Here is a 23,062-nt window from a genome sequence, read left to right as displayed (position 1 = left end):
ATGGAAAGTAAATCATATTGAGCGAGGTATAGGGATGAAGAATAAGGCTGTTTTCCATCAATCTTTGCCGCTTATGTTAGAAAGCATATATCCCTCCCTGACCAATTCGGAGCAGAGAGTGGCGCGGACCGTATTGGACGATTTGGAAGGAGCGCTGTTTTATACGATAACGGACCTGGCGGAAAAAGCGAATGTAGGCGAAACGACCGTCATCCGATTATGCCGCAAACTCGGATTCAAAGGGTATCAGGAATTCAAGCTTGCCGTCGTGCAAAACATCTCATCGCCAACGAAACAGATACACGATGAAATCCAGGAAGATGACAGCTTGATTCAAATTGCGGAGAAGCTCGGCAATATCAATACCCAGACGATTCAGAACACAACCGCGCTGCTGGATGAAGAACGTTTGCAGCGAACGATCGACGAATTGGTCAACGCGAGAAAAATCTATTTCTTCGGTGTCGGTTCCTCGGGCATAACCGTGGAAAGCGCCAAGTATCGTTTTATGAGAATGGGGTTCAATGTGGAGGCGGCGACGGACGCCCACATTATTGCCATGAACGCCGCGGTAGCGGGGAAGGGGGATGTGGTGGTCGGCATCTCGGTGTCCGGAAGCACCAAAGATTTGGTCGATGCGGTCCGAATCGCCAAACAGGGCGGCGCCACGATCATTTGTTTGACCCATTATGCGAGATCGCCGATTACGCAATATGCGGACGTGGTGCTGCTCGGTTCGTCCCGGGAAAATCCGCTCCAGGGAGGAGCGTTTTCGTCCAAGATGGCGCAAATCCACATCCTCGATATTATTTGCACGGCTTTATCCATACAGCACCGAGACAAAGTTTACAATATGCTGCAAAAAACCGCGAGATCCGTATCGGACAAGCTTTATTGACCGCGGGCACAAGCGGCCGGGACAGGACTTCCGCAAGCAGGGAAGCGTATCCCGGCCGCTGGTTTTGCAGCCAAACTCAGGTCAAGACTTTGCACGAATTGCGTTCGAATATCTCCGTATCCACGATATACTTCATCTTTTTCCCTTCGCCGGAGCGTTCCCTCATCTCGATAATCCTATTATTCCGGCTCTGCAAAAGGCGCGCGATGCGGGCATCAAGATCGTATTTGAGATCGGCAAGGCCGTCACGATGCTGGAAGGGGATGATCTGACCCTGATCGCTTCCGGCGAGACGGTCTGATATATTAAAAGTTTTATAATATGTGAAACAATCATACTTATATAATTTTAGTAGAAACTATAGATTTTTGAGGAGGGAGAATACAAGAACGTGTCTGAGCGGTTCTGTGAGGAGTTTTAACGACGAATGGGTTTGAGGAACTTCTCTGAACGACATAATTTTTATTTTAGGAGGGAACAACATGGAAGTTTTTGCGAAATATTTAGCAGGTATCGATAACCCCGACCACCGCGACCGAACAGAGGAAATTTTGGCGTGGGTTGCTAATAAATTCCCGAATTTGGAACCGCAAATCAAGTGGAATACGCCAATGTTTTCCGATCACGGCACATTTATTATCGGCTTTTCCACAGCGAAGCATCATTTGAGCGTTTCACCCGAAGAAGTATGCATTGCGCACTTTGCCGATGACATTGCACAAGCTGGCTACAGCGCTACCAAAGGCTTGTTTCGAATTCCGTGGAATGAGCCGGTAAATTACGAATTGCTTGAGAAAATAATTGAATTTAATATTCAGGATAAAGCAGACTGTTCAACATTTTGGCGGAAATAAAAAAATAGGATAGCTTAAGGGCGCGATTGTAGAGTAACAAAAAGCCCAATTTCTCAGTATTGAATTTGAGAAATTGGGCTTTTAATATTGGCGTTTTCTAAGCGTTGTAAATCCCTCTCCCCCGATGATTGCTGCATACATGAACGCTTTTTGGGCAAAGTAACCATCGGAGGAAATCACTAACGTTTGGTTCGATCGAGGGGGATACGTTTTGGAGACGGTGGATTGGAGCCGCGGATTAACGGAAATGACACTGGCCTTTCATATTTTGTTTGCGACGGTCGGGGTGGGCGTTCCGGTATTCATTTCGCTGGCCGAATGGATAGGGATTCGCAAAAAGGATGCTCATTATTCGTTAATGGCCCGGAGATGGGCGCGCGGCTTCGTCATTACGGTGGCCGTAGGCGTCGTCACCGGGACCTGCATCGGCCTGCAGCTTAGTCTGTTGTGGCCGGAATTTATGCGGTTGGCCGGTAATGTGATCGGCTTGCCGCTGTTCATGGAGACGTTTGCGTTCTTCTTCGAGGCGATCTTCCTCGGCATCTATCTCTATACCTGGAACCGATTTTCCAATCCGTATTATCACTGGCTGCTGACCCTTCCGATCATCATCGGCTCGTCCGCCTCCGCGCTGTTTATTACGACCGTCAATGCTTTTATGAATACGCCGCAAGGCTTTTCGCTCGAAAACGGGAGGCTGACGCATATCGACCCGATCGCAGCCATGTTCAATCCGGCGGCTCCGTCGAAGGTGGCGCATGTCCTGTCTTCCGCTTATTTGACGGCCGCTTTTCTATTGGCCATGATCGCCGCTTTCGCGATGCTGAGAGGACGAAAGGACGAATATTACCGAAAATCGATTCGCCTGAATATGACAGCAGGCCTGATCCTGGCGGCCGTTACGATCGGAGTCGGGGATATGGCCGCCCGTTTTTTGGCCGCGGAGCAGCCGGAGAAGCTTGCGGCAGCCGAGTGGCATTTTGAGACCGGCAGCAGAGCTCCGCTGGTCGTCGGAGGCCGGTTGGACCCGGATACGCAAGAGGTAACCGGGGCTATTGAAATTCCCTGGGCGCTCAGTCTGCTCGCAACCCACGATCCGGACGGGGTCGTCGTCGGCCTGAACGATATTCCGAGAGACGAATGGCCTCCGCTGTATGTGCATTACTTGTTTGATGCGATGGTCGGCATCGGGTTTTATTTGCTGGCCGTTCCGGTCCTTTTTCTTGCGCTGCTAAGGCTGAAACGGGAAAATGCTGCTTATCATCGCTGGCTGTTGGCCGGCATTTTGGCGGGAGGTCCGCTGTCCTTGCTCGCCATCGAACTTGGATGGTTTTATGCCGAGGTTGGCAGACAGCCATGGATTTTACGGGGATATTTGCGCGTGTCCGATGCGGCGACCACGAACGCGCATGTTGACATTGCCTTCTGGCTGTTTGCCGGCTTGTACGCCGTGCTCGGGATCGTATGTCTGTTCGTGCTGGTCCGTCTGTTTCGCAACAAACCGGCCGAACTGGAACTGGAAATGCGCCGCATCATTTTGTAAGGAGGAAGCCGGACATGTCGATCGAACAGCTTGGCATCACCATCCTTTGGAGCTTTCTGTACGGTTACTTGATTGTAGGTTCCATCGATTTCGGGGCGGGTTTCTACGCTTACTACAGTCGGGTGAGCGGTATGGAATCGATCATCGGGCCCGTCATTTCCAGGTACTTGTCCCCGGTCTGGGAAGTGACCAACGTGTTTCTCGTGTTTTTTATCGTCGGGATCGTCGGTTTCTTTCCGGAAACGGCTTATTATTATGGCACGGCGCTGCTCATTCCCGGCAGCATTGCGCTCATTTTGCTTGCCATTCGGGGGTCGTTCTACGCATTTGCGAATTACGGGGCGAAAAATAATTCCTTCTACCTGTTCGCATACGGAGCTACCGGACTGCTCATTCCTGCCGCTTTATCCACGGTGTTCACGATTTCGGAGGGAGGCTTTTTGTCCGTTCGGGGCAGCCATGTCGTCTTGCTGCTGGAAGAGCTGTTTTTCAGCGCGTACTCCTGGGCGGTTGTGTTGCTTGCCATGTCCAGCGTGCTGTTTATCAGTTCGACGTTTTTGACGTATTACGGGGCCCGCGCGGAAGATGCGAGAGCGCTCGAGCAGATGCGCCGCTTTGCCTTGTGGGGCGGCATTCCGACGATCATATCCAGCCTGTTCGTCTTCATTGCGCTGCGAAACCATAATCTGGAGCATTTTCAGCGCACGCTGGACGTATGGTGGATGTTCGGGTTGTCGCTCATCAGCTTTGCGATCGCGATGTGGCTCATTTGGCGGCGAAAATATTATGGCATCGCTTTTGTCATGGTGATGCTGCAGTTCGCCTTCGCTTTTTTCGGTTACGGCATCTCCCATCTTCCCTATTTGCTGTACCCTTACTTGACGGTGTACGGCGGGGTGACGAATCCGGCAATGGGGCGCGCGCTGATCGCGGCATTTATTGCCGGGTTCATATTGCTCGTCCCGTCGCTCGTTCTGCTGCTCCGATTGTTTTTGTTCAATGCCCGGTATGTGAAGGGGGAACTGTCGTGAATGTGTTCGATCAACAGGACAAATGGCTGATGCGCCTTTGTTTCGGCATCGCCTTTCTGCTGTTCGTATCCATCGTAAGGTTGGTATTGGAATGAAAAAAGAACAGGCAGCCAGGCGGTGAACGAAGCACCGGCTATGGCTTGCAAGCATGGCCCGTTGGCACGAGCATCCCGGTATAACCGAGCCGGTCCACCGCTTGCGCGATTTGCCGGAAGTAATGCAGATCCGTAATTTTGGCGCCTTTCGCAGTGCCCAGATATCTTCCGTCGCCCATCGTGGGCAAATACCAGAACATTTCCATATCGCATCCTCCTAGTCGTTTGTCGTACGGCTGCCGGCAATGAGAGCTAGCAAATGCCGCCGCAAAGCGGTAAATTCCTTGTTGGCGCGCAGCTCGTCGAACGGCACGTCGAGTTGTTCGCGGAACAGCGGATTGGCAAAGTCCTGAACGATCCGTCCGGGACCCGGCTGCATGACCAGAATCCGGCGGCCAAGCAGCAGCGCTTCGTCCACATCATGCGTGATGAAGAAAATGCATATGCGCGTTCGCTGCCAGATGCTGCGCAGGTGCAGCTGCATGGACTCCCGGGTGAGCGCGTCGAGCGCGCTGAAAGGTTCGTCCATCAGTACGATGCTGGGCTCCGCGGCTAATGTCCTCGCCAAGGCGGCGCGCTGCTTCATGCCGCCGGAGAGCTGATGCGGCAGCAGATCAGCCGCTTCCTCCAGGCCGACCAAGGCCAAATATTCGGCAACGATGCGTTTGCGCTCCTTGCGGGGAACGCCTGCCATCCGCAGACCGAACGCCACATTGCCGGCGATGGACAGCCACGGAAACAGGTTGGCGTGTTGGAAGACGACGCCGACATGCGGATCGGGCTTCGTATGAATCGAACCGTTGATCCGGACCGTGCCCTCGGTCGGTTCCAGATAGCCTGCAATAATGTTCACCAGGGAGGACTTGCCGCAGCCTGACGGTCCCAGCACGCAGACAAACTCGTCGGGCTTCAGGTCGAGGTCGATTCCTTGTCAATGCATTTTTTGATCCCCTGCTATCGAGCAGCATATCGAGTGTTTTGGGGCGGCTACTCGGGGTTTTAAGTCGGTGGGACGTCGTAGGGCAAGGAGCTTATGATTGACATTTTGAGGTGAGGCAAATGAGAAATGATAATGAAATCTTGTATAAAGAGGTGCAACTCTCCCAAAGTGGATATGGATATTGATGATCTTCTTGTTGCCCGCTCTTCTTTTTTGGGGGATCGCATATGTACAAATCGGATTAGGTAAGACAGTTGGAAATCAACCGATGTCAGATACAGGAGTTATGATTATGGCTTTGATATTTGGACTCCTAATACCAGCGCTATTCATATTTATGAAAGCTGGGATCGTCGTAACAAAACAAGAAGTGATCATGCTTTGAAGGAGAACTTAAAAACAAGTTGATGAAAGATTCGAAGAAGCTGGCATCATCTCACAAGAATGCCGGAAACTCTTGTACCACAAGGGTTTTCGGCATTTTCTCACTTCGCAAAGACAAGCCGTTAGGCTCAAAAACCGGATGCTCCTCACCCGATAAAGCATCCGTTTTTGCGTTTAATACACGTCGCGCCTATATCTTTTCCCTTTGTTCCGGGCCCCGGAACGGAAAGATCGTTCATTCCGGCCAGACCTTCCGGAGTCTGGCGTTGTGGCCGGGTCAGCCGTTTGTCCGTATAATAAGTAAGGATGACAAACACCGACAATAAACCGTCTCCAAAGCCAGCTGACAAGGAGGAGTAACAGAACGTGGAAATGAATGATGCCGCTGTCCGGAATAAGCCCAAAAGCAAAACTCAGGCACTTCTGGAAGTATTCGCCGTATCCACGAAACTCGGTCTCACTTCATTCGGAGGGCCGATCGCTCATCTCGGTTATTTTCATGACGAATACATACGTAGCCGCAAATGGATGGACGAACGAAGCTATGCCGATCTGGTCGCGCTATGTCAATTTCTTCCCGGTCCTGCCAGCAGCCAGGTGGGGATCGGAATCGGCATCATTCGCGCCGGTCTGCTTGGCGGGCTGACGGCTTGGCTCGGATTTACGCTGCCGTCGGTCATCGCGCTTGTTCTGTTCGCCTTTCTTTTGCAAGGTTTTGATATCGGCCATGCAGGATGGATTCACGGACTCAAGATCGTCGCCGTGGCCATTGTCGCTCAGGCCGTTCTGGGCATGGGACAAAAATTGACTCCTGACCGCAACAGGGCGACAATCGCGATCGTTGCAGCGTCCGTTACCCTCTTGTGGCAGACCGCTTTCAGCCAGGTATTGCTTATTGTTCTCGCCGGTGCAGCCGGACTTCTGCTATACCGAAAAACGACCATACCGAAAGCGCCTAACCTGTCTGTTCCGGTCAGCCGCAGCTTTGCTGTCGTCTGCTTGACGCTTTTCTTCGGACTTCTGATCGTATTGCCTCTGCTTCGACAATTCGGTGCCTTGGACTGGCTGGCCTTGTTCGACAGCTTTTATCGCGCAGGTTCCCTTGTGTTCGGAGGAGGGCACGTCGTTCTTCCGCTGCTCGAACGGGAAGTCGTGCCTACGGGGTGGATCAGCAAGGAGGACTTTTTAGCGGGTTACGGCGCGGCGCAAGCTGTGCCCGGACCGTTGTTCACCTTTGCCGGGTATTTAGGGGCGATGATTAGCGGTGTGAAAGGGGCTTTAATCGCGACAGCGGCTATTTTCCTGCCCGCTTTTCTGCTGATCACAGGCGCGTTACCGTTCTGGAATGCCTTGCGGAAAAGCCCGAAAGTACAGGGGGCGCTGGTCGGGATCAACGCAGCGGTTGTCGGTATTTTGTTAGCCGCGCTTTATAACCCTCTATGGACGACGGCTATTCTGGCTCCGGCCGATTTTGCCCTCGTTTCGATTCTGTTTTTAATGCTCGTCTTTTGGAAGCTGCCGCCTTGGGTTGTCGTCATCACGGGTGCAATAGGGGGAACACTAATTGGTCTTATTTGAGTCAGATATACCCCACCGGATATCCATTTCGGTGGAGGTATTGACTTTTTCATATTCATATATAACAATATGGTTATATGATGATTGAATAGCGAGGTGACATCGCGATCATGACATTCGAGAAATTGGCCGATACGTTGAAAGCACTCGCGGACCCGACCCGGTTGAAAATCATTTCGTTATTGCGTATCCGCGATTGCTGCGTCTGTGAACTGGTTCCCATTTTTAATATATCCCAACCGGCCGTTTCCAAGCATTTGAGTCGTCTTAAAACGGCTGAACTGGTCCGCGAGACGCGCAAAGGCCAATGGGTGTTTTACTCGTTGAATGAGAAGAGGCTTGCGGAAACCGGATTGGCTTTAAGCCATTTGCCCGATTTATCCGAGCATTTAAAGAAATTGGAGGAGCAAGGGCTGTTAGTCACATGCGAGTAAACAAGAGGGGTACACGAAATGGGTGAAAAGGCGGGAAAGCGATTATCTTTCCTGGATCGTTATTTGACATTATGGATTTTTGTTGCGATGGCTATCGGAATTGGAACAGGCGCTATGTTTCCGAATTTCGTTGCGTTTCTCGATCAATTTCAAGCGGGAACGACGTCCGTTCCGATTGCGATCGGTTTGATTCTGATGATGTATCCGCCACTTGCAAAGGTTCGTTACGAGGAGTTGGGGCGCGTTTTCCGGAACGGAAAAATTTTAGCGCTTTCCCTTGTGCAAAACTGGGTCATCGGTCCGCTCTTCATGTTCGTCCTTGCAATCGTCTTTTTACAGGGATATCCCGAATATATGGTCGGGCTCATTATGATCGGGCTCGCCCGTTGTATTGCGATGGTCATCGTTTGGAACGATTTATGTCAAGGAGATACTGAATATGCCGCGGGACTCGTCGCGTTCAATTCGATTTTCCAAATACTGTTTTACTCGGTGTACACCTATCTTTTTGTGACGATCTTGCCGGGGTGGTTCGGTCTCAAAGGTATGGTTGTCGACATTACGATGTCCGAAGTGGCCCGAAGCGTGTTGATTTATTTGGGCATTCCGTTCCTGGCCGGCATGATCACCCGCCTCCTATTCGTGAAAGCAAAGGGGCGGACCTGGTATGAAAAAGTCTTTATTCCGAAAATCAGCCCCGTTACCCTGATTGCTTTATTGTTTACCATTATCGTCATGTTCTCGTTAAAAGGCGACACCATTGTTCGATTGCCGCTCGATGCGGTCCGGATTGCGATCCCGCTGCTCATTTACTTCGTGGCGATGTTCTTGATTTCTTTCTATATGGGAAAAAAATCGGGGGCGAATTATCCGGTTACGTCGACTCTCGCGTTCACGGCTGCAAGCAATAACTTCGAGCTGGCGATTGCCGTTGCGGTTGGCGTATTCGGCATTCATTCGGGCGCGGCTTTCGCTGCCGTCATCGGTCCCTTGGTGGAGGTGCCGGTCATGATTGCTTTGGTCAACGTCGCCCTGTGGTTTCAGCGGAAGTATTTCCAACCTAAAACGATATCCTGAAGGGAGCTCCTGTCATGGCCCAAAAAATCATTTACTTCCTATGTACCGGCAATTCTTGCCGCAGCCAGATGGCGGAAGGATTCGGGAAGAAATATCTCGGAGACAAGTACGGCGTGTACAGCGCGGGCATTGAAGCGCATGGTCTGAATCCCAATGCCGTCAAGGCAATGGCGGAAAAAGGGATTGACATCTCCAAACAAACGTCGGATGTGATCGATCCGGAGATTTTGAACAACGCGGATTATGTCATTACGCTTTGCGGTGACGCCAACGATAAATGCCCGATCACGCCGCCGCACGTTGTCCGGCTTCATTGGGGATTTGACGATCCGGCCAAGGCTGCAGGCACAGAAGAAGAGAAATGGAACGTGTTTCAGCGTGTGCGCGATCAGATCGAAGCAAGAATCCAGCAGTTTGCAGCCGAAGGCAAATAAAATACGGAAATGTTCGCTTTTCATCCAGTGAGTACATGAGATGAAGATTGGTGAGAATGAAGAAAAGAGGAGGGGTTCTCCTTCAAGCTGAAAAAAGAATAATCGCCTAAACTTAGGAGGCTGCTTATGAACGCGCTAATATTTCGCGGGCCAGGAAAGTTCGAGTGGGTGGAGAAAGACAAGCCGACGATTCAGAAACCGACGGATGCCATCGTAAAAATCACGAAAACGACGATTTGCGGCACGGACTTGCATATTTTGGGCGGCGACGTGCCGGCGGTAACCGACGGCCGGACACTGGGACACGAAGGTGTCGGCATCGTTGAAGAAGCGGGGGCGGCCGTCAACAATTTCAAGCACGGAGACCGCGTGCTGATTTCCTGTGTCACATCCTGCGGAAGATGCGAGTACTGCAAAAAAGCGATGTACGCGCATTGCGAAGACGGCGGCTGGATTTTGGGACACCTCATCGACGGCACGCAGGCGGAATACGTTCGCATCCCTTACGCCGATACGAGCATGTATCATATTCCTTCGGGTAGCGATGAGGAAGCGCTTGTCATGCTCAGCGACATTTTGCCGACGAGTTTGGAAATCGGGGTCATAAACGGCGGCGTTCAGCCGGGGGATGTGATCGCGATCGTCGGGGCCGGTCCGGTCGGGATGTCGGCGCTTCTGACAGCGCAGTTGTATTCGCCGGCGGAGATTATCATGGTCGACCTTGACGATAATCGCCTGGAACTGTCCAAAAAGTTCGGAGCTACCCATACCATTAACAGCTCCGAAGGAAATGCGGTCGAGCGCGTGATGGCCTTGACCGATGGCAAGGTGTCGATGTGGCGATTGAGGCCGTCGGGTTCCCGGTAACCTTCGATATCTGTCAGCAAATTTTGAAGCCGGGCGGACGGCTGGCCAACGTCGGGGTGCACGGCAAGCCTGTCGAGCTGCATCTGGAAAAATTGTGGATTCGCAATGTCAAGATCACAACCGGGCTGGTTAGCACGAGCATGACCCCGATGCTGCTAAAGACCGTGCAGTCCGGGAAGATCAAACCCGAACAATTGATCACTCACCGTTTTCCCCTGAACCAGATCGCAGAGGCGTACGAGGTGTTTAAAAATGCAGCCAAAGCAAAAGCGATGAAAGTCATTTTATACAACGATTGAATTCCCGTTGAAAGGAACGGTTTACACCGTTTTTTTTCTTTTTTCTGGGATCAAACATTACTCCCTGCTCTCCCTGTTGTCCATCGCCGCGGGGTTGCTGCTCGCATGGCTGATGTGGAGAATGGTTTACGTCCCGCTGACGCAGTTAAGCAAAGAGATCCGGCAACTGGGCAACAGCAGATTCCATTCGGAAATCAAAAAGACGAACATCCCGGAATACGACGAGCTGCTGCATCAGTTTTGGCGCACGCGCAAACAGGTATGGGAGCTTCTGCTCGAGGTGGAACAGAAAGAGAAGCGCCGTGCCGATCTGGAAGTCGAGAAGCTGATGTACCAGATCAATCCCTACTTTCTGTACAATACGCTGGATACGGTTTCATGGATCGCCCGTCTGAACGGGCAGGATGAGATTGACAAGCTGGTCACGTCCTTGAACAAGCTGCTCCACTATAACCTGGGCAAGCAGGGGCAGGAAACGACCGATGTCCGACAATACAGCCTTATCCGTTCAATATTTGAAGCAGTTGTTGGAGGCATGGAACTGATATGTCCGTCGAGCAGCAGATCGACAAGTTGTTGTCGCGTATGACGTTGCAGGAGAAAATCGGGCAAATGATCCAGACGGGCACGTTCGAGGAAGCCGACAAGGAGAAGATTCGAATGGGCCGGATCGGCTCCGTGCTCGGCGTAACCGGTGCGGACCTGGTTAACGAGCTGCAGCGGATCGCGGTGGAGGAGTCGCGGCTCGGCATACCGCTATTGATCGCCGGCGATGTTATTCATGGCTACCGCACGACGTTTCCGATTCCGCTCGCGGAAGCTTGCAGCTGGGATATGGCCTTGATCGAGGAGACGGCCGCCGTGGCCGCCAGGGAAGCGTCCGCCGCCGGCATTCATTGGATTCTCGCGCCGATGGTCGATATCGCGCGTGATCCGAGGTGGGGCCGCGTCGCTGAAGGAGCGGGCGAGGACGTCTGGCTGGCGGCGGCAATCGCCCGCGCCCGCGTAGCGGGCATCCAGCGAACGATTGGGAAGACCGTCCGCACATGGTCGCTTGCCCCAAGCACTTTGCCGGCTACGGGCTCGCTGAAGCCGGAAGGGACTATAACACGGTCGATGTCTCCGAGCGGAGGCTCAGGGAAACGTATTTCCCACCGTTCCAGGCGGCCTTGGAAGCGGGGGCCGGCACCATGATGTGCGCGTTCAATGAGCTGAACGGCGTGCCGTGTACGGGCAACCGGTGGCTTCTCACCGACGTGCTGCAGCAGGAATGGGGCTTCCAGGGCTTCGTCGTGAGCGACTGGGAATCGATCGACGAGCTTGTGCAGCACGGCTTCGCCGAGTCCAGGGAGGAAGCGGCCCGGATCGCCATCGAAGCCGGCGTGCATATGGACATGCAGGCCCGAGTCTATAACGAGTACTTGGAGCAGCTCGTGAACCGGGGGATCGTGCCGGAGTCTGTAATCGATGATGCGGTGCGAAGAATATTGCGCATCAAATTCCGGGCGGGCTTATTCGACCAACCGTATACGCCTCCCGAGCATGCGGCTTCGCTGCTCCTTCATCCCGACCATGTGAGGACGGCCAGGGCAATGGCGCGGGAGTCCATCGTTCTCCTGAAGAACGAGCATAACGTGCTTCCTCTGACAAGCCGTGTCCGTAAACTGGCGGTCGTCGGACCGCTCGCCGACGATCGGGCTGCCGTTCTTGGCTGCTGGGCCGGTCAGGGACGCAGCGAAGACGCGGTGTCCATCCTGCAGGGCATCGTCGCGACGGCGGAACCGGATGTGGAAATCATGTTTTGCCGGGGATGGCGCGAAGAGACCGCAGAACCGGACATCGCGCAAGCCGTCGATATCGTCCGGCAATGCGAGACCGCCGTTGTCGTATTGGGGGAAACCGCCGATATGAGCGGCGAGAACAACAGCCGCACCTCGATCGAGCTTCCGAGCGGTCAACTCGAGCTGCTCAAGGCGATCCATGCCACGGGCGTGCCGGTTGTGCTCGTCCTGGTGAACGGCCAGCCGCTCGCGCTGGAATGGGCGGACCGGCATATACCGGCTATCGTGGAAGCGTGGCATCTGGGAACACAAGCAGGCATGGCCGTCGCCGATATTTTGTTCGGCAAGCATAATCCGAGCGGCAAGCTGCCGATCACGTTTCCGAGAAGCACCGGTCAAATTCCGATTTATTACAGCGCGAAGAAAACGGGCAGACCGGGGCTGAAACGTTATGCGGACAGCGAGGTTGAGCCGTTGTATCCGTTCGGCTACGGACTGAGTTATACCCGGTTCGAGTACGACCGGTTATCGATCAGCAGCACCGAGATAAAGGCCGGCGACACGATAACGGTATCGGCGCGGATTACGAATGCCGGAACGATGGAGGGCGCGGAGACCGTCCAATTGTATATATGCGACGAGGCTGCCAGCATCACGAGACCGGTCAAGGAATTGAAAGGGTTCGCGAAAATTTCGTTGAAGCCCGGAGAAAGCCATCTGGTGGAGTTCCGGCTTTCCGCCGAGCAGCTCGGATTTTTCAATGCGGACGGCCGCTATGTCGTGGAACCGGGCCGCTTTACGGTGTGGATCGGCCCCGACAGCAGAGGGGGATTGTGCGGAACGTTCTCCGTCATTCCCTGAATTTCGGATGAAGCATAAACGGCGGGGGAACGGCGCATGTCCTGCAACGGAATCGCCGCCCCCGGGACCGGATGCCGGATCGAACCGGCCAATCGTCCGGCTGCCGCCCGGATCAAAATAAAGGGGAAAGCAGACGCGCAAAAATTTCTTTCCGTTTCTGGGATTTCGGCCGCTTCTCGAATTCCGCGGGCACGATTTCTTCGCTTTCCCCAAGATCGCGAAAAAAATCGGCAACGAGGCGGTTGACGACCTGGCCGTCAAAAAACATCGCATTAATTTCGAATTGGCCGATAAAGCTTCGCATGTCCAGATTCGCGCTCCCGGAGCAAGCCGTTTCGTCGCATATCACAACTTTGGCATGGATAAACCCTTTTTGATAGCGATAAAACCGGATGCCGGCCTGCAGCAAGTCCTGAACGAAAGACAAAGAAGCCCAATATACGACCTTTGAATCCGGAACCGCGGGAATAATGACGCGCACATCGACGCCGCGCATCGCAGCCGTTTTTAATGCCAGGAAGACGGCGGGATCGGGAATGAAATAAGGGGTTTCGATATAAATGCGCTTTTTCGCCGATACGATCAAGGTGAAAATCAGCTCGAGAATCGTTTCATCCGGTCCGCTTTTGATCATTTGCACGAATTCGTTCCCTTGCGCCGGCCGAACGGGATAATAGACAGGATCGTCCAGCAGCTGCCGTTTGACCACAAACCAATCCCGGGCAAAGGTATACTGAATCCACAGCACCGCATCCCCTTTTATGCGAAAATGGGTATCCCGCCAGTAGCCGATTTCCGCTTTCCGCCCCAAATATTCGTCGCCGACATTCAACCCTCCGATAAAGCCGACTTCTCCGTCCACCACGACGATTTTCCGGTGATTTCGATAATTGATCCGCTTGTTCAGGAAGGCGGGTACCGGGGGAGAGAAGCACCCGATTTCCACGCCGGCATCCTTGAGCTCCCGCAAATACGTTTTCCGCAAGCGAAGGCATCCGATTCCGTCGTACAGCAGCCTCACGTTTACGCCTTCCCGCGATTTTCGGATTAGTAATTGTTGGAAACGCTTGCCGATCTCATCGTCGCGTATGATGTAAAATTCAATATGGATATAAACTTTTGCCAGGGAAATCGATTCGAACATCGCCGCAAAGGCTTCCGTTCCTTCCGTATAGACCGTTGTCTGATTGCAGACGGTAATGGGAAGGAAAATGTTGTTTTTTAGCATCGCCCGCAAACGTTCGTCGCCAACGTGCTGCCGGACCGTTTCCGGCGGGAGACGCTGCGCGCACCTGTCTGCAAGTTTTTCCTTTAAAGGGGCCAGCATCCTGTTCGTTTTGCAGCGTGCGGGATCGATCCGGGAATATTCTTTGCCGATAAAATAATAAGCCGCGAATCCGATCAGCGGGAAGACCATCAGGATGACCAGCCAGGCAACCGCTTTTTGCGGACGGCAATATTCATTAATTAGCACGATTGCCATCTGGCCGATGATCAGCAATAGGGCCGATATGATCCAGAGCAAGGGTATCGTCTCTCCTCCATGGCCGCCTGAGCGTGTTGTCGTTTCGTAAGAAAGAGCTTTGATTAAGTTGTCCCAAAAAAGTTCGAACCCGACATGGGAACTTCCGGTTTTGGGATAAAAGTTATCCCATATGTAGAATCTATCCATATCAAAAGACTGGAAAAAAGGAGCTGACCTGTATGGGATTCGGCAAACAAGGCGGCGACAAGCTGATTATCGGCATAGATGTGGGATCGACGACCGTCAAAGCTACGGTGGTGAATCCGGAAACCAAACAAATTCTGTGGTCGGACTATCATCGCCACCATACGAAACAAGCGGAAAAAGTATTGGACATGCTGGTTGCGATCGGCAACGAATTTCCTGACATCATACAGGAAAACATTCGCGTCTTTGCGACGGGTTCCGGCAGCGGTCCCATTGCCCCGCATATTGGAGCGAAGTTTGTCCAGGAAGTAAATGCCGTTACGATGGCTGTCGAGCATCTTCACCCCGATGTCGGGAGCGTCATCGAATTGGGGGGACAAGACGCGAAGATTATCATTTTCAAGGAAAACGAGGAGACGGGGAACAAGCAGGCGCTGACCTCTATGAACGACAAATGCGCATCGGGGACGGGCGCCACCATTGACAAGTGCATGATCAAAGTGGGAATGCCCATGGAAGAAGTGGGAAAGCTGCACTTCGACGTCACGCGTGTCGCCCATTTCGGGTCGAATCAGCCTGCCTGTTTGTTCTCGTTCACCAGGAGCATTTGATTTTTTTTGTGCAAGCCTTTTTTGTAATATACCGCAATCAGGAAGACAAACCAGAGCGGTCCGACCACGAGGGCGATCCGCGTGTCCGGCGAGAAAGCCATCAGGATGATGACCAGAGCCAGAAACGCCAAGGACACATAAGAGCTGTAAGGCGCCCAGGGCATTTTGTAGGCCAGCTGGCTCCGCTCGGTTTCGGACAGCGATTTACGGAACCGCAGCTGCGAAATCAGGATTACCGCCCAAGTCCATACCGCTCCGAACGTGGCAATGCTCGTCACCCAGATGAATACTTTTTCCGGAACCAGGTAGTTCAGCACGACGCCGACGAGCAGCGCGAGCGCGGAGACAATAATGGCGGTTGCGGGTACGCCTCTCTTGTTCAACCGATTGAATTTCGGAGAAGCTTCCCTTTGTTGTGCCAGATTGAACAGCATGCGGCCGGTGCTGAAAATCCCGCTGTTGCAGGAGGACAAAGCCGCCGTCAGCACGACAAAGTTGATGATGCCCGCCGCATACGGAATGCCGATCTGATCGAAGGTCATGACGAACGGACTGCCTTTTTGCCCGATTTCATTCCAGGGATAAATGGACATGATCACGAACAGAGCGCCGACGTAGAAAATGAGAATTCTCCAGAAAACGCTGTCAATAGCGCGGGACAGCGACTTTCTAGGGTTTTGAACCTCGCCGGCGGTAACCCCGATCATTTCAATCCCCAGATAAGCGAACATGACCATCTGCAAGGATAAAAATACGCCTTTGAAACCGTTCGGGAAAAATCCGCCGTTCTCCCACAAATTACTGATACCGGTCGGGATGCCGCCGTTGCCGATACCGAAGGCAATCATACCGACTCCAAGCACAATCATGGAGATGATGGCTACAATTTTAATCAGCGCAAACCAGAATTCCAGCTCGCCGTAAGCTTTGACGGCAATCAGGTTGACAGCGCTCATGATGACCAGCGCGGCCAATGCCCAGATCCAGCGCGGCACGTCTGGGAACCAGAACCCCATATATACGGCGACCGCCGTAATTTCCGCCATGCAGGTAATGACCCACAAAAACCAGTAGTTCCAGCCGGTCAAATATCCGAACAGAGGTCCCATATAGTTGCGTGCGTATCGGCTGAAGGAACCGGCAACCGGGTTCTGAACGGCCATTTCCCCAAGCGCGCGCATGATGAAAAAGATCGCGAGGCCGCCAAGGGCATAAGCAAGTAAAATCGCAGGCCCCGCCAATTTGATGGCGGATGCGGAACCGAGAAACAATCCGACCCCGATCGCCGCTCCCAGGGACATCAATGTGATGTGCCGTTGTTCAAGCCCCCGTTTCAACTCGGTTGTGTTGGAATGATTGCTCATGTTGAAACCCCTTTCAAGTCATCAATCCGTTTGACCGGGGCTTCGATAGTCTGGATACGTTGGCGGAGGCGATCTACAGCGCGCTCTGCTGTCCGGTCACGATCGAAGACGCCAATCACCGGCTGTTGGCATACAGCTCTCATGAAGATATGACAGATCCCGCCCGAATTTCAACCATTATGGGACGCAAGGTTCCGCAAAAAGTGATCGGCTCGCTATGGAGAAACGGCGTGATGAAGCGTCTTTTGCAGAGCGAAATTCCGGTCCGCATCTCCGCGGTGGAGGAGATCGGGCTGGGGGACCGGGTGGCCGTCGCGATCCGAAAAAATCAGGATGTGCTCGGTTTTATCTGGGTATTGGAAGTGAACAAGCCGCTCGACGAACCGGAGCTGCGTCAGCTCCAATGGGCGGCCGAAGCTGCCCGCTCGCAACTGGACCGGCTTCAGATGAAATCCCGGAAAGAGGAGAAAAGCTATCACGATTTTTTCTGGCAGCTACTGACCGGCCACCTGAAATCGGACGAAATCGTTCGCGGAAGGGCGAAGCAGCTGGGGCTGCAGCTGCCGGAACGGTATCACGTGACCGTGCTCCAGTTCGATGCGCCCATCTCGGACAAGCTGCACCAGCAAATTCGTTATACATTGGAAACGACGCCTTTCGTCCGGATCGTCCTGCATGCGGTGACCGATTCCCAATTGGTGCTGCTGGCGGCGGCGCCTTCCCCCTCTGCGGATGATGAGGAGGAGCCGCAGGAGCCGCTTCTGCGAATGGTCCGCCAAATGAAGCAGCGATTCGGGATTTCGCCTGTCCAAAGCTGCAGCGGGATGATCTACGACGACTACGCCATGGTGGAACGAAGCTACCAGGAAGCCTCCGCGCTGCTGCAGATCAAGCAGCGGTTTCCCGAGGAGACGAAAGCGGTGTTTAACTACACCGATCTGGGTTATTACCGCTATCTCCCTCATATTTTGCAGGAAAAGCAGCTGCACCGGTTCGAAAATCCCGCGCTGCGAAAAATACGGAAGTATGACCGTGAACTTCACAGCCGCCTGCTGCAAACGCTCGAAGTGTTCCTGAACAACGACAGCAATGTCAAAGCTGCGGCGGAGCTGCTGCATATTCACATTAACACGCTCACCTACCGCTTGAAGCGTATCGCCGAGATCGGGGGGATCGATCTGAACAGCATGGATCAGAAGGTTACGCTCTATCTCGATTTGAAGACGGAAAAAATGGAGCAGTAACCGGGAATGACGTTCCATCGCGCAGTGGAGGCTTTGTTTATTTTCACAAGACCCCGGCTATTTTTTCTGAATTTGAAACAACGAAATAAAGCGCTTTCTCCCTTATACTTGCGGTAGACCGCAAAACAAAAGGGGAGATACTGATATGAAAATCGGAATTCCGAAAGAAATCAAAAACAACGAAAATCGGGTGGCGATCACGCCGGCGGGCGTCGACGCTTTCGTCAAAGCCGGACACGAAGTGATAATCGAAACGAATGCCGGAGTCGGAAGCGGTTTCACCGATGAGGACTACGCCGCAGCCGGGGCGACGATTTTGCAACAGGCGGCCGACGTCTGGGCCGGCGCCGATATGGTCATGAAAGTGAAAGAGCCGCTGTCGTCCGAATACGGCTATTTCCGTGACGGACTGATTTTGTTCACGTACTTGCATCTGGCGGCGGAGCCGGGATTGACCCGGGCGCTGATGGACAAAGGCGTTACCGCCGTCGCTTACGAAACCGTGGAAGTGAACCGCACGCTGCCGCTTTTGACGCCGATGAGCGAAGTGGCCGGCCGGATGGCGCCCCAGATCGGCGCGCAGTTTTTGGAAAAGCCTTACGGCGGCAAAGGCGTGCTGCTCGGAGGCGTGCCCGGCGTGAAGCGGGCCAAAGTGACGATTATCGGCGGAGGCATCGTAGGCACCAATGCGGCGAAAATCGCCGTCGGGCTCGGCGCTCACGTGACGATTATCGATCTGAATCCGGAACGTCTGCGTCAATTGGACGATATTTTCGGCAGCGGCCTGCAAACGATGATGTCCAATCCGTTCAATATTGCCGAAGCGGTGGCGGAATCCGATCTGGTCGTGGGGGCGGTGCTCATTCCGGGCGCAAAAGCGCCGAAGCTGGTTACGGAAAGCATGATCCGCTCCATGAAGCCGGGTTCGGTCGTTGTGGATGTGGCGATCGACCAGGGCGGGATTATCGAGACGGTAGACCGCATCACGACCCATGACGACCCGACGTTTGTCAAACACGGTGTCGTCCACTACGCTGTCGCGAACATGCCGGGGCCGTTCCGAGAACGTCGACGATCGCGCTGACCAATGTGACCTTGCCGTACGCCCTGCAAATTGCCAATAAAGGCGTCATCCGCGCCGTGAAGGAGAACAAGGCGCTGCTTCAAGGGGTCAATGTCGCAGCGGGAAGCGTGACGTACAAAGCGGTGGCCGACAGCCTTGGCCACGAATACGTCCCGGTCGAAGAGGCGCTGGAGAAAATTCCGTCTGTCCTGTAACGATGTCCGTCTCCTCCGGGCTTCGGTCCGGAGGAGGGATGCAATTGCCGCATCGGACAGCAACGTTGCCAGAACGGAGGCGCTACATCATGTTTGGTTACAGAGAGACTTGGGCCGAAGTTTCGCTCGACGCCATAGCCCATAATGTAAGGGCGATCAAAGCGGGGATCAAGCCTTCCTGCCGCTTCATGGCGGTGGTTAAGGCGGACGGTTACGGTCATGGCGCGGTCCAGACCGCCAAGGCGGCGCTTGAAGCCGGAGCCGATCGGCTGGGCGTGGCCTTGTTGGACGAGGCGTTGCAGCTGCGGGTGTCCGGCATCGATTGCCCCATTCTCGTGCTGGGGTACATGCCCCCCGCGTCCGTCGAAGCGGCTGTAAAACATCGCATCGCCGTGACCGTATCCACCAGGGAAGAGCTGGAAGCCGTGATGGAATGCGCGGCCAGCCATCGGCAGCATGCCGATGTGCATTTGAAAGTGGATACGGGGATGTCGCGGCTCGGCGTGACCGACCGCGAAACGGCTCTTGACCTGGCGCGGCTGGCAGCGAGCTCGCCATGGATCAGGCTGGAAGGCATTTTTACGCATTTTGCCAGCGCCGACAGTCCGGACGAGACGTACACCCAGGGCCAGTTCCGGACGTTTCTGGCTTATATCGCGCATCTGGAGCGCCACGGTATCCGGGTACCGGTCAAACATTGCTGCAACAGCGCGGCGACCCTGCGTTTTTCGGAGATGCATCTGGATATGGTTCGGGTCGGCATCAGCTTGTACGGCTTGCTGCCTTTTGCCGGACCTGTGCCGGGATTGCCCGAGCTGCGGCCGGCGATGCAGTGGAAAACGAGAATTGCGGCGTTGAAGCAGATACCCGCCGGGCAGCCGATCGGATACGGCTGCACGTATCGGCCGGAACGGCCCAGCCGGATCGCGGTCATTCCGGCCGGATATGCCGACGGGCTGTCCCGCCGGTTGTCCAACCGGGGCAGCATCATGATCGGCGGACGGAAAGCGCCGATCGTCGGCAGGGTATGCATGGACCAGACGATGGCAGATGTCAGCGCCATCCCCGGCGTTCGGGTCGGGGACGAAGCGATCCTGTTCGGCTGCGCCGAAAAAGGCTGCCTGCCGGTCGACGAGATGGCTTCCCAGCTGGATACGATCCACTACGAAATCGTCTGTACGGTCGGCAAGCGGGTTCCCCGCGTATACTTGCAGGGACGGACGGTCATCGAGACCGTCAACCATGTGCTCTCACAGACGGGAGCTTTATGCTGTCATTCTGCCGAATCATCCGGCACTTTGTCATTACACGCCACAGGAGGTCATCATGAACCAGCAGGTGGGAATTAGCGGCACGGGCAGAATCGGCCGGCTGTTAATCCGGAAAGCGTTTGCGTCCGGCATCCCGGGGGCGCAAGTTACGGTAATCAATTCGACAAGCCCGATCGGGACGGTAGCGCATTTGCTGAAATACGATACGGTGCACGGCAAATGGGACGCCGACATTCAAGTCGAAACAGACAAGCTGATCATCAACGGGCAAGAGGTGGCGTTCGTTTCGGAACGCGATCCGTCGCTGCTGCCGTGGGACAGATACGGGATCGACATCGCGATCGACGCCACCGGCAAGTTCAATGATCGTTCGGGAGCGTCGAAGCATTTGACGGCGGGCGCGAAGCGTGTCGTCGTGACGGCCCCCGGCAAAGACCTGGATCTGACGGTCGTGATGGGTGTCAACGAATCTAGCTACGATCCGGACAAGCATACGCTGTTGTCCACCGCATCGTGCACGACGAACTGCCTTGCGCCGGTGCTGTATATTCTCGACCGCGCGTTCGGCATCGCCTCCGGCTGGATGACGACGGTTCACGCCTATACGAACGATCAGAACCATCTCGACAATCCGCACAAGGACTTGCGGCGCGCGCGGGCCTGCACGCAGTCGATCGTGCCGACTTCCACCGGTGTCGGCAAAGCGCTGGCCGGGGTGCTGCCGCATCTGGCCCCCGTCATTCGGGGGTTGTCGCTGCGCGTGCCGACGCAGGACGTTTCGCTTGTCGATTTGACGGCCGAGGTTCGCCGTCCCGTATCCAAAGAAGAAGTGCGACAGGCGTTCAGGGCAGCGGCGCAAGGCACGCTCGCGCCGTATGTCGAGTACAACGAGCTGCCGCTCGTATCGTCGGACTACGTCGGCAATGACAAGTCGGCGGTTGTCGACGGCCTTTCGCTGATGGCTTCGGGACGGCAAGTGAAGGTGCTGGCATGGTACGACAACGAATGGGCGTACGCCTGCCGGGTGCTGGATTTCGTCGCCCATGTCGCCGGACAGCATGCGGAGAAGGCGAGCAAGCGATTAAGCGAAATGCCGATACGCTGCTGACGAACGGGTGCCGGCTTTTTTACCGAGAATGCGGTAACTTTGCCGTCAACGGAAAGGGGACGAATCGCGTCAGTTCTTGGACACGGTTCCATGCCCTCGTTTCTTCACCAAAGCAATGCAGAACAGCAGCATCGGCACACCGAGCAGTACCGTCAATATCGTAAAGGTAACCGAGGTCCCGAGGGCATGGATAAGTTCCTGCAGGTTGTTTGCAATCCAGTGACTGAACACAATTAAAATAAAACCGAGCGGGTAGACAATAGGCCGGTAATCGGACAGATTCATCCATTGAGCGGCGGCAAGCACGAGTACGTAAAAAAACAAATAAATTTTCATAAAAGCGCCAAATACCCAAATCGCGACATATAGTGATTCCAGATGAGAGAAAAATTCGGCCAGGCTGATGTACCTTGCCAAAATGAGAAAAGGATAAGTGAAATGGCCCGTAATTTCTCCCAGGAGCAGCAGCGTCACCAAATTGGCAATCACCAACGTCACGATCACCGCGATTAAAGCGATCGAGACGCTTTTGGCCGCTTTCTCGCGGTCGCTGACAAAAGGAAGAAGAAACGTTACGGTAATAAATTGGCAGTACCAGGACTGCAGAACGGTTGAACCCGCAACCGAAGGCATAATCCCTTCCGCCATGACCGGAAAAATATTCAACGGCTCCAGATCGGGTATGATCGGAAGCACGTTCGATAAAAAAAGAACGATAAAAACAGGCAGGATCAGCTGCGCGAATCTGCCCGTTATTTCTACGCCTCCGCGCGAGGCTATTGCGCATACCAGCACCATGGTGCCCGACACGACGATGAGCGGGGTCTCCGGGAGAAAAGCCTCGCTCACGAATTCGCTGTACAGACGAGTGGTACCGCTGTTGATATATAAATAGATAAACAGGATCAGGAATCCGATCACTTTTCCGGGCCATCGTCCGATAATTCGCTCGCTTGCCTGGACGATATTATGACCCGGATACATGTCATGAAGTTTGAAAGCCAGATAGATGGTCATCCATCCGCTCAAAGACCAAATTGGCGAAATCCACAAATCCTGTTTCGCATATCGGAACGAAATCGACGGCGAATTGAGAATCGCCGTAGGGGCAATGACCAAATACATCAACATTCCCAGCTGCAGTGCCGAAATTTTCCCTTTCTCGATCATTTTCAATGCCCTCTTTCCATGCGTTTATTTCTCGAAAATTGTCCCCAGCGGTTTATAAATGGCGTTCATCAAATGCGTAGGTCCCGGCATTTCCGGATAAAACACGAGCAGGAAAGCCAGAATTCCTCCCAAAACGGTTAAAACGGAAAAGGCCGTCTTCTCCTTTTTCATTTCTCTCTTCATTTTCGGCCATTCGTATACGGTCATGATCGCCAATACGACCGCTATTCCCAGCATAAAAGCCCATCTCATCGTTTCACTCACCTCT

Annotated in this window: 20 protein-coding genes and 5 pseudogenes; 19 read left to right on the top strand and 6 right to left on the bottom strand. The window is 53.9% G+C overall.

All coding sequences use genetic code 11. The features are described 5' to 3' along the window. The first annotated feature begins 34 nt into the window (after positions 1 to 34). The 5 genes from ABEV74_RS05595 to ABEV74_RS05575 all read left to right on the top strand — a co-directional run bounded on the left by ABEV74_RS05595 (position 35) and on the right by ABEV74_RS05575 (position 4,326). Complete coding sequence (locus ABEV74_RS05595) at positions 35 to 898, top strand: MurR/RpiR family transcriptional regulator (protein WP_062493813.1); 864 nt, start codon at positions 35 to 37, stop codon at positions 896 to 898. A gap of 64 nt (positions 899 to 962) precedes the next feature. After that, positions 963 to 1,199, top strand: a complete 237-nt coding sequence (locus tag ABEV74_RS05590; RefSeq protein ID WP_430144140.1) for a hypothetical protein — start codon at positions 963 to 965, stop codon at positions 1,197 to 1,199. Positions 1,200 to 1,380: 181 nt separating this feature from the next. Next, entirely contained in the window at positions 1,381 to 1,752 is a 372-nt protein-coding gene (locus ABEV74_RS05585; RefSeq protein WP_430144137.1) for an iron chaperone, read from the top strand. Between the two features lie 211 nt (positions 1,753 to 1,963). Next, positions 1,964 to 3,295, top strand: a complete 1,332-nt coding sequence (locus ABEV74_RS05580) for a cytochrome ubiquinol oxidase subunit I (protein ID WP_082655284.1) — start codon at positions 1,964 to 1,966, stop codon at positions 3,293 to 3,295. Between the two features lie 14 nt (positions 3,296 to 3,309). Further along, positions 3,310 to 4,326: a cytochrome d ubiquinol oxidase subunit II gene (locus ABEV74_RS05575; RefSeq protein WP_430144134.1), complete on the top strand. Its 1,017-nt coding sequence runs from the start codon at positions 3,310 to 3,312 to the stop codon at positions 4,324 to 4,326. A 139-nt stretch (positions 4,327 to 4,465) separates the two neighbouring features. Here ABEV74_RS05575 and ABEV74_RS05570 read toward each other — a convergent pair. Next, positions 4,466 to 4,627: pseudogene (locus ABEV74_RS05570) on the bottom strand (alkanesulfonate monooxygenase); the annotation flags it as partial. Between the two features lie 11 nt (positions 4,628 to 4,638). Then, complete coding sequence (locus tag ABEV74_RS05565) at positions 4,639 to 5,346, bottom strand: ABC transporter ATP-binding protein (protein ID WP_213528145.1); 708 nt, start codon at positions 5,344 to 5,346, stop codon at positions 4,639 to 4,641. Between the two features lie 771 nt (positions 5,347 to 6,117). On the opposite strand from ABEV74_RS05565, the gene ABEV74_RS05560 reads away from it, so the two are divergent. From ABEV74_RS05560 to ABEV74_RS05520, 9 genes and pseudogenes are all read left to right on the top strand, one after another. Next, positions 6,118 to 7,323, top strand: coding sequence for a chromate transporter (locus ABEV74_RS05560; protein WP_430144242.1), 1,206 nt, complete (start codon positions 6,118 to 6,120; stop codon positions 7,321 to 7,323). Between the two features lie 110 nt (positions 7,324 to 7,433). Beyond that, positions 7,434 to 7,757, top strand: coding sequence for an ArsR/SmtB family transcription factor (locus ABEV74_RS05555; RefSeq protein ID WP_430144132.1), 324 nt, complete (start codon positions 7,434 to 7,436; stop codon positions 7,755 to 7,757). A gap of 18 nt (positions 7,758 to 7,775) precedes the next feature. After that, positions 7,776 to 8,834 carry an ACR3 family arsenite efflux transporter gene (gene arsB, locus ABEV74_RS05550; protein ID WP_430144129.1) on the top strand — a complete coding sequence of 353 codons (1,059 nt, stop codon included), beginning with the start codon at positions 7,776 to 7,778 and terminating at the stop codon, positions 8,832 to 8,834. A gap of 14 nt (positions 8,835 to 8,848) precedes the next feature. After that, positions 8,849 to 9,268 (top strand): arsenate reductase (thioredoxin), encoded by a 420-nt coding sequence (gene arsC / locus ABEV74_RS05545; RefSeq protein ID WP_062493778.1) that lies wholly within the window; start codon positions 8,849 to 8,851, stop codon positions 9,266 to 9,268. Positions 9,269 to 9,394: 126 nt separating this feature from the next. Further along, positions 9,395 to 10,434, top strand: a pseudogene (locus tag ABEV74_RS05540) (zinc-dependent alcohol dehydrogenase family protein). Positions 10,435 to 10,441: 7 nt separating this feature from the next. Beyond that, complete coding sequence (locus ABEV74_RS05535; RefSeq protein ID WP_430144126.1) at positions 10,442 to 11,023, top strand: sensor histidine kinase; 582 nt, start codon at positions 10,442 to 10,444, stop codon at positions 11,021 to 11,023. After that, positions 10,981 to 11,628, top strand: coding sequence for a glycoside hydrolase family 3 N-terminal domain-containing protein (locus tag ABEV74_RS05530; protein WP_430144123.1), 648 nt, complete (start codon positions 10,981 to 10,983; stop codon positions 11,626 to 11,628). Before ABEV74_RS05535 ends, ABEV74_RS05530 begins: the two co-directional genes overlap by 43 nt. Continuing rightward, a pseudogene (locus tag ABEV74_RS05525) lies at positions 11,538 to 11,870 on the top strand (glycoside hydrolase family 3 N-terminal domain-containing protein); the annotation flags it as partial. The gene ABEV74_RS05530 and the pseudogene ABEV74_RS05525, both read left to right, overlap by 91 nt. Before the next feature lie 156 nt (positions 11,871 to 12,026). Next, on the top strand, positions 12,027 to 13,076 hold the full coding sequence (locus ABEV74_RS05520; RefSeq protein WP_430144240.1) for a glycoside hydrolase family 3 C-terminal domain-containing protein: 1,050 nt from the start codon (positions 12,027 to 12,029) through the stop codon (positions 13,074 to 13,076). Positions 13,077 to 13,188: 112 nt separating this feature from the next. Here the strand turns inward: ABEV74_RS05520 and cls are convergent, their stop codons facing one another. Then, entirely contained in the window at positions 13,189 to 14,601 is a 1,413-nt protein-coding gene (gene cls / locus ABEV74_RS05515; RefSeq protein ID WP_430144121.1) for a cardiolipin synthase, read from the bottom strand. Positions 14,602 to 14,780: 179 nt separating this feature from the next. Here cls and ABEV74_RS05510 point away from each other — a divergent pair. Beyond that, positions 14,781 to 15,308: pseudogene (locus ABEV74_RS05510) on the top strand (BadF/BadG/BcrA/BcrD ATPase family protein); the annotation flags it as partial. A gap of 11 nt (positions 15,309 to 15,319) precedes the next feature. On the opposite strand, the gene ABEV74_RS05505 reads toward ABEV74_RS05510, so the two are convergent. Then, a complete protein-coding gene (locus ABEV74_RS05505) occupies positions 15,320 to 16,723 on the bottom strand; it encodes an amino acid permease (RefSeq protein WP_430144120.1) in 1,404 nt (467 codons plus the stop codon). 59 nt (positions 16,724 to 16,782) lie between these two features. Here ABEV74_RS05505 and ABEV74_RS05500 point away from each other — a divergent pair, with 59 nt between their 5' ends. The 4 genes and pseudogenes from ABEV74_RS05500 (at position 16,783) to gap (ending at position 21,624) form a co-directional block, all read left to right on the top strand. After that, positions 16,783 to 17,967, top strand: a complete 1,185-nt coding sequence (locus ABEV74_RS05500; RefSeq protein ID WP_430144118.1) for a PucR family transcriptional regulator — start codon at positions 16,783 to 16,785, stop codon at positions 17,965 to 17,967. A gap of 145 nt (positions 17,968 to 18,112) precedes the next feature. Then, a pseudogene (gene ald / locus ABEV74_RS05495) lies at positions 18,113 to 19,245 on the top strand (alanine dehydrogenase). Positions 19,246 to 19,334: 89 nt separating this feature from the next. Then, the gene (gene alr, locus ABEV74_RS05490; RefSeq protein WP_430144116.1) at positions 19,335 to 20,594 is read left to right on the top strand and encodes an alanine racemase; all 1,260 of its coding nucleotides are present in this window, start codon (positions 19,335 to 19,337) and stop codon (positions 20,592 to 20,594) included. Further along, on the top strand, positions 20,572 to 21,624 hold the full coding sequence (gene gap / locus ABEV74_RS05485) for a type I glyceraldehyde-3-phosphate dehydrogenase (protein WP_430144113.1): 1,053 nt from the start codon (positions 20,572 to 20,574) through the stop codon (positions 21,622 to 21,624). The genes alr and gap overlap by 23 nt, the downstream gene beginning before the upstream one ends. 69 nt (positions 21,625 to 21,693) lie before the next feature. Here the strand turns inward: gap and ABEV74_RS05480 are convergent, their stop codons facing one another. Beyond that, positions 21,694 to 22,794: a GerAB/ArcD/ProY family transporter gene (locus ABEV74_RS05480; RefSeq protein ID WP_430144110.1), complete on the bottom strand. Its 1,101-nt coding sequence runs from the start codon at positions 22,792 to 22,794 to the stop codon at positions 21,694 to 21,696. 24 nt (positions 22,795 to 22,818) lie between these two features. Continuing rightward, positions 22,819 to 23,046, bottom strand: a complete 228-nt coding sequence (locus ABEV74_RS05475) for a hypothetical protein (RefSeq protein ID WP_430144107.1) — start codon at positions 23,044 to 23,046, stop codon at positions 22,819 to 22,821. Positions 23,047 to 23,062: the final 16 nt, after the last annotated feature.

It is taken from the genome of Paenibacillus cisolokensis, assembly GCF_050481165.1.
GTDB classification, from domain to species: Bacteria; Bacillota; Bacilli; order Paenibacillales; family Paenibacillaceae; genus Paenibacillus_AH; species Paenibacillus_AH cisolokensis.
Note: the sequence above shows the minus strand (reverse complement) of the source record. Positions and strands in the feature narration are given on the sequence as shown.

What these genes read in the sequence shown, in the direction of transcription:
- ABEV74_RS05475 (WP_430144107.1), bottom strand. Translation starts at nt 23,046, where the DNA reads ATGAGATGGGCTTTTATGCTGGGAATAGCGGTCGTATTGGCGATCATG.
- arsC (WP_062493778.1), top strand. Translation starts at nt 8,849, where the DNA reads ATGGCCCAAAAAATCATTTACTTCCTATGTACCGGCAATTCTTGCCGC.
- ABEV74_RS05505 (WP_430144120.1), bottom strand. Translation starts at nt 16,723, where the DNA reads ATGAGCAATCATTCCAACACAACCGAGTTGAAACGGGGGCTTGAACAA.
- ABEV74_RS05480 (WP_430144110.1), bottom strand. Translation starts at nt 22,794, where the DNA reads ATGATCGAGAAAGGGAAAATTTCGGCACTGCAGCTGGGAATGTTGATG.
- alr (WP_430144116.1), top strand. Translation starts at nt 19,335, where the DNA reads ATGTTTGGTTACAGAGAGACTTGGGCCGAAGTTTCGCTCGACGCCATA.
- ABEV74_RS05555 (WP_430144132.1), top strand. Translation starts at nt 7,434, where the DNA reads ATGACATTCGAGAAATTGGCCGATACGTTGAAAGCACTCGCGGACCCG.
- ABEV74_RS05595 (WP_062493813.1), top strand. Translation starts at nt 35, where the DNA reads ATGAAGAATAAGGCTGTTTTCCATCAATCTTTGCCGCTTATGTTAGAA.
- ABEV74_RS05560 (WP_430144242.1), top strand. Translation starts at nt 6,118, where the DNA reads ATGAATGATGCCGCTGTCCGGAATAAGCCCAAAAGCAAAACTCAGGCA.
- ABEV74_RS05530 (WP_430144123.1), top strand. Translation starts at nt 10,981, where the DNA reads ATGTCCGTCGAGCAGCAGATCGACAAGTTGTTGTCGCGTATGACGTTG.
- ABEV74_RS05585 (WP_430144137.1), top strand. Translation starts at nt 1,381, where the DNA reads ATGGAAGTTTTTGCGAAATATTTAGCAGGTATCGATAACCCCGACCAC.
- ABEV74_RS05520 (WP_430144240.1), top strand. Translation starts at nt 12,027, where the DNA reads ATGGCGCGGGAGTCCATCGTTCTCCTGAAGAACGAGCATAACGTGCTT.
- gap (WP_430144113.1), top strand. Translation starts at nt 20,572, where the DNA reads ATGAACCAGCAGGTGGGAATTAGCGGCACGGGCAGAATCGGCCGGCTG.
- arsB (WP_430144129.1), top strand. Translation starts at nt 7,776, where the DNA reads ATGGGTGAAAAGGCGGGAAAGCGATTATCTTTCCTGGATCGTTATTTG.
- ABEV74_RS05575 (WP_430144134.1), top strand. Translation starts at nt 3,310, where the DNA reads ATGTCGATCGAACAGCTTGGCATCACCATCCTTTGGAGCTTTCTGTAC.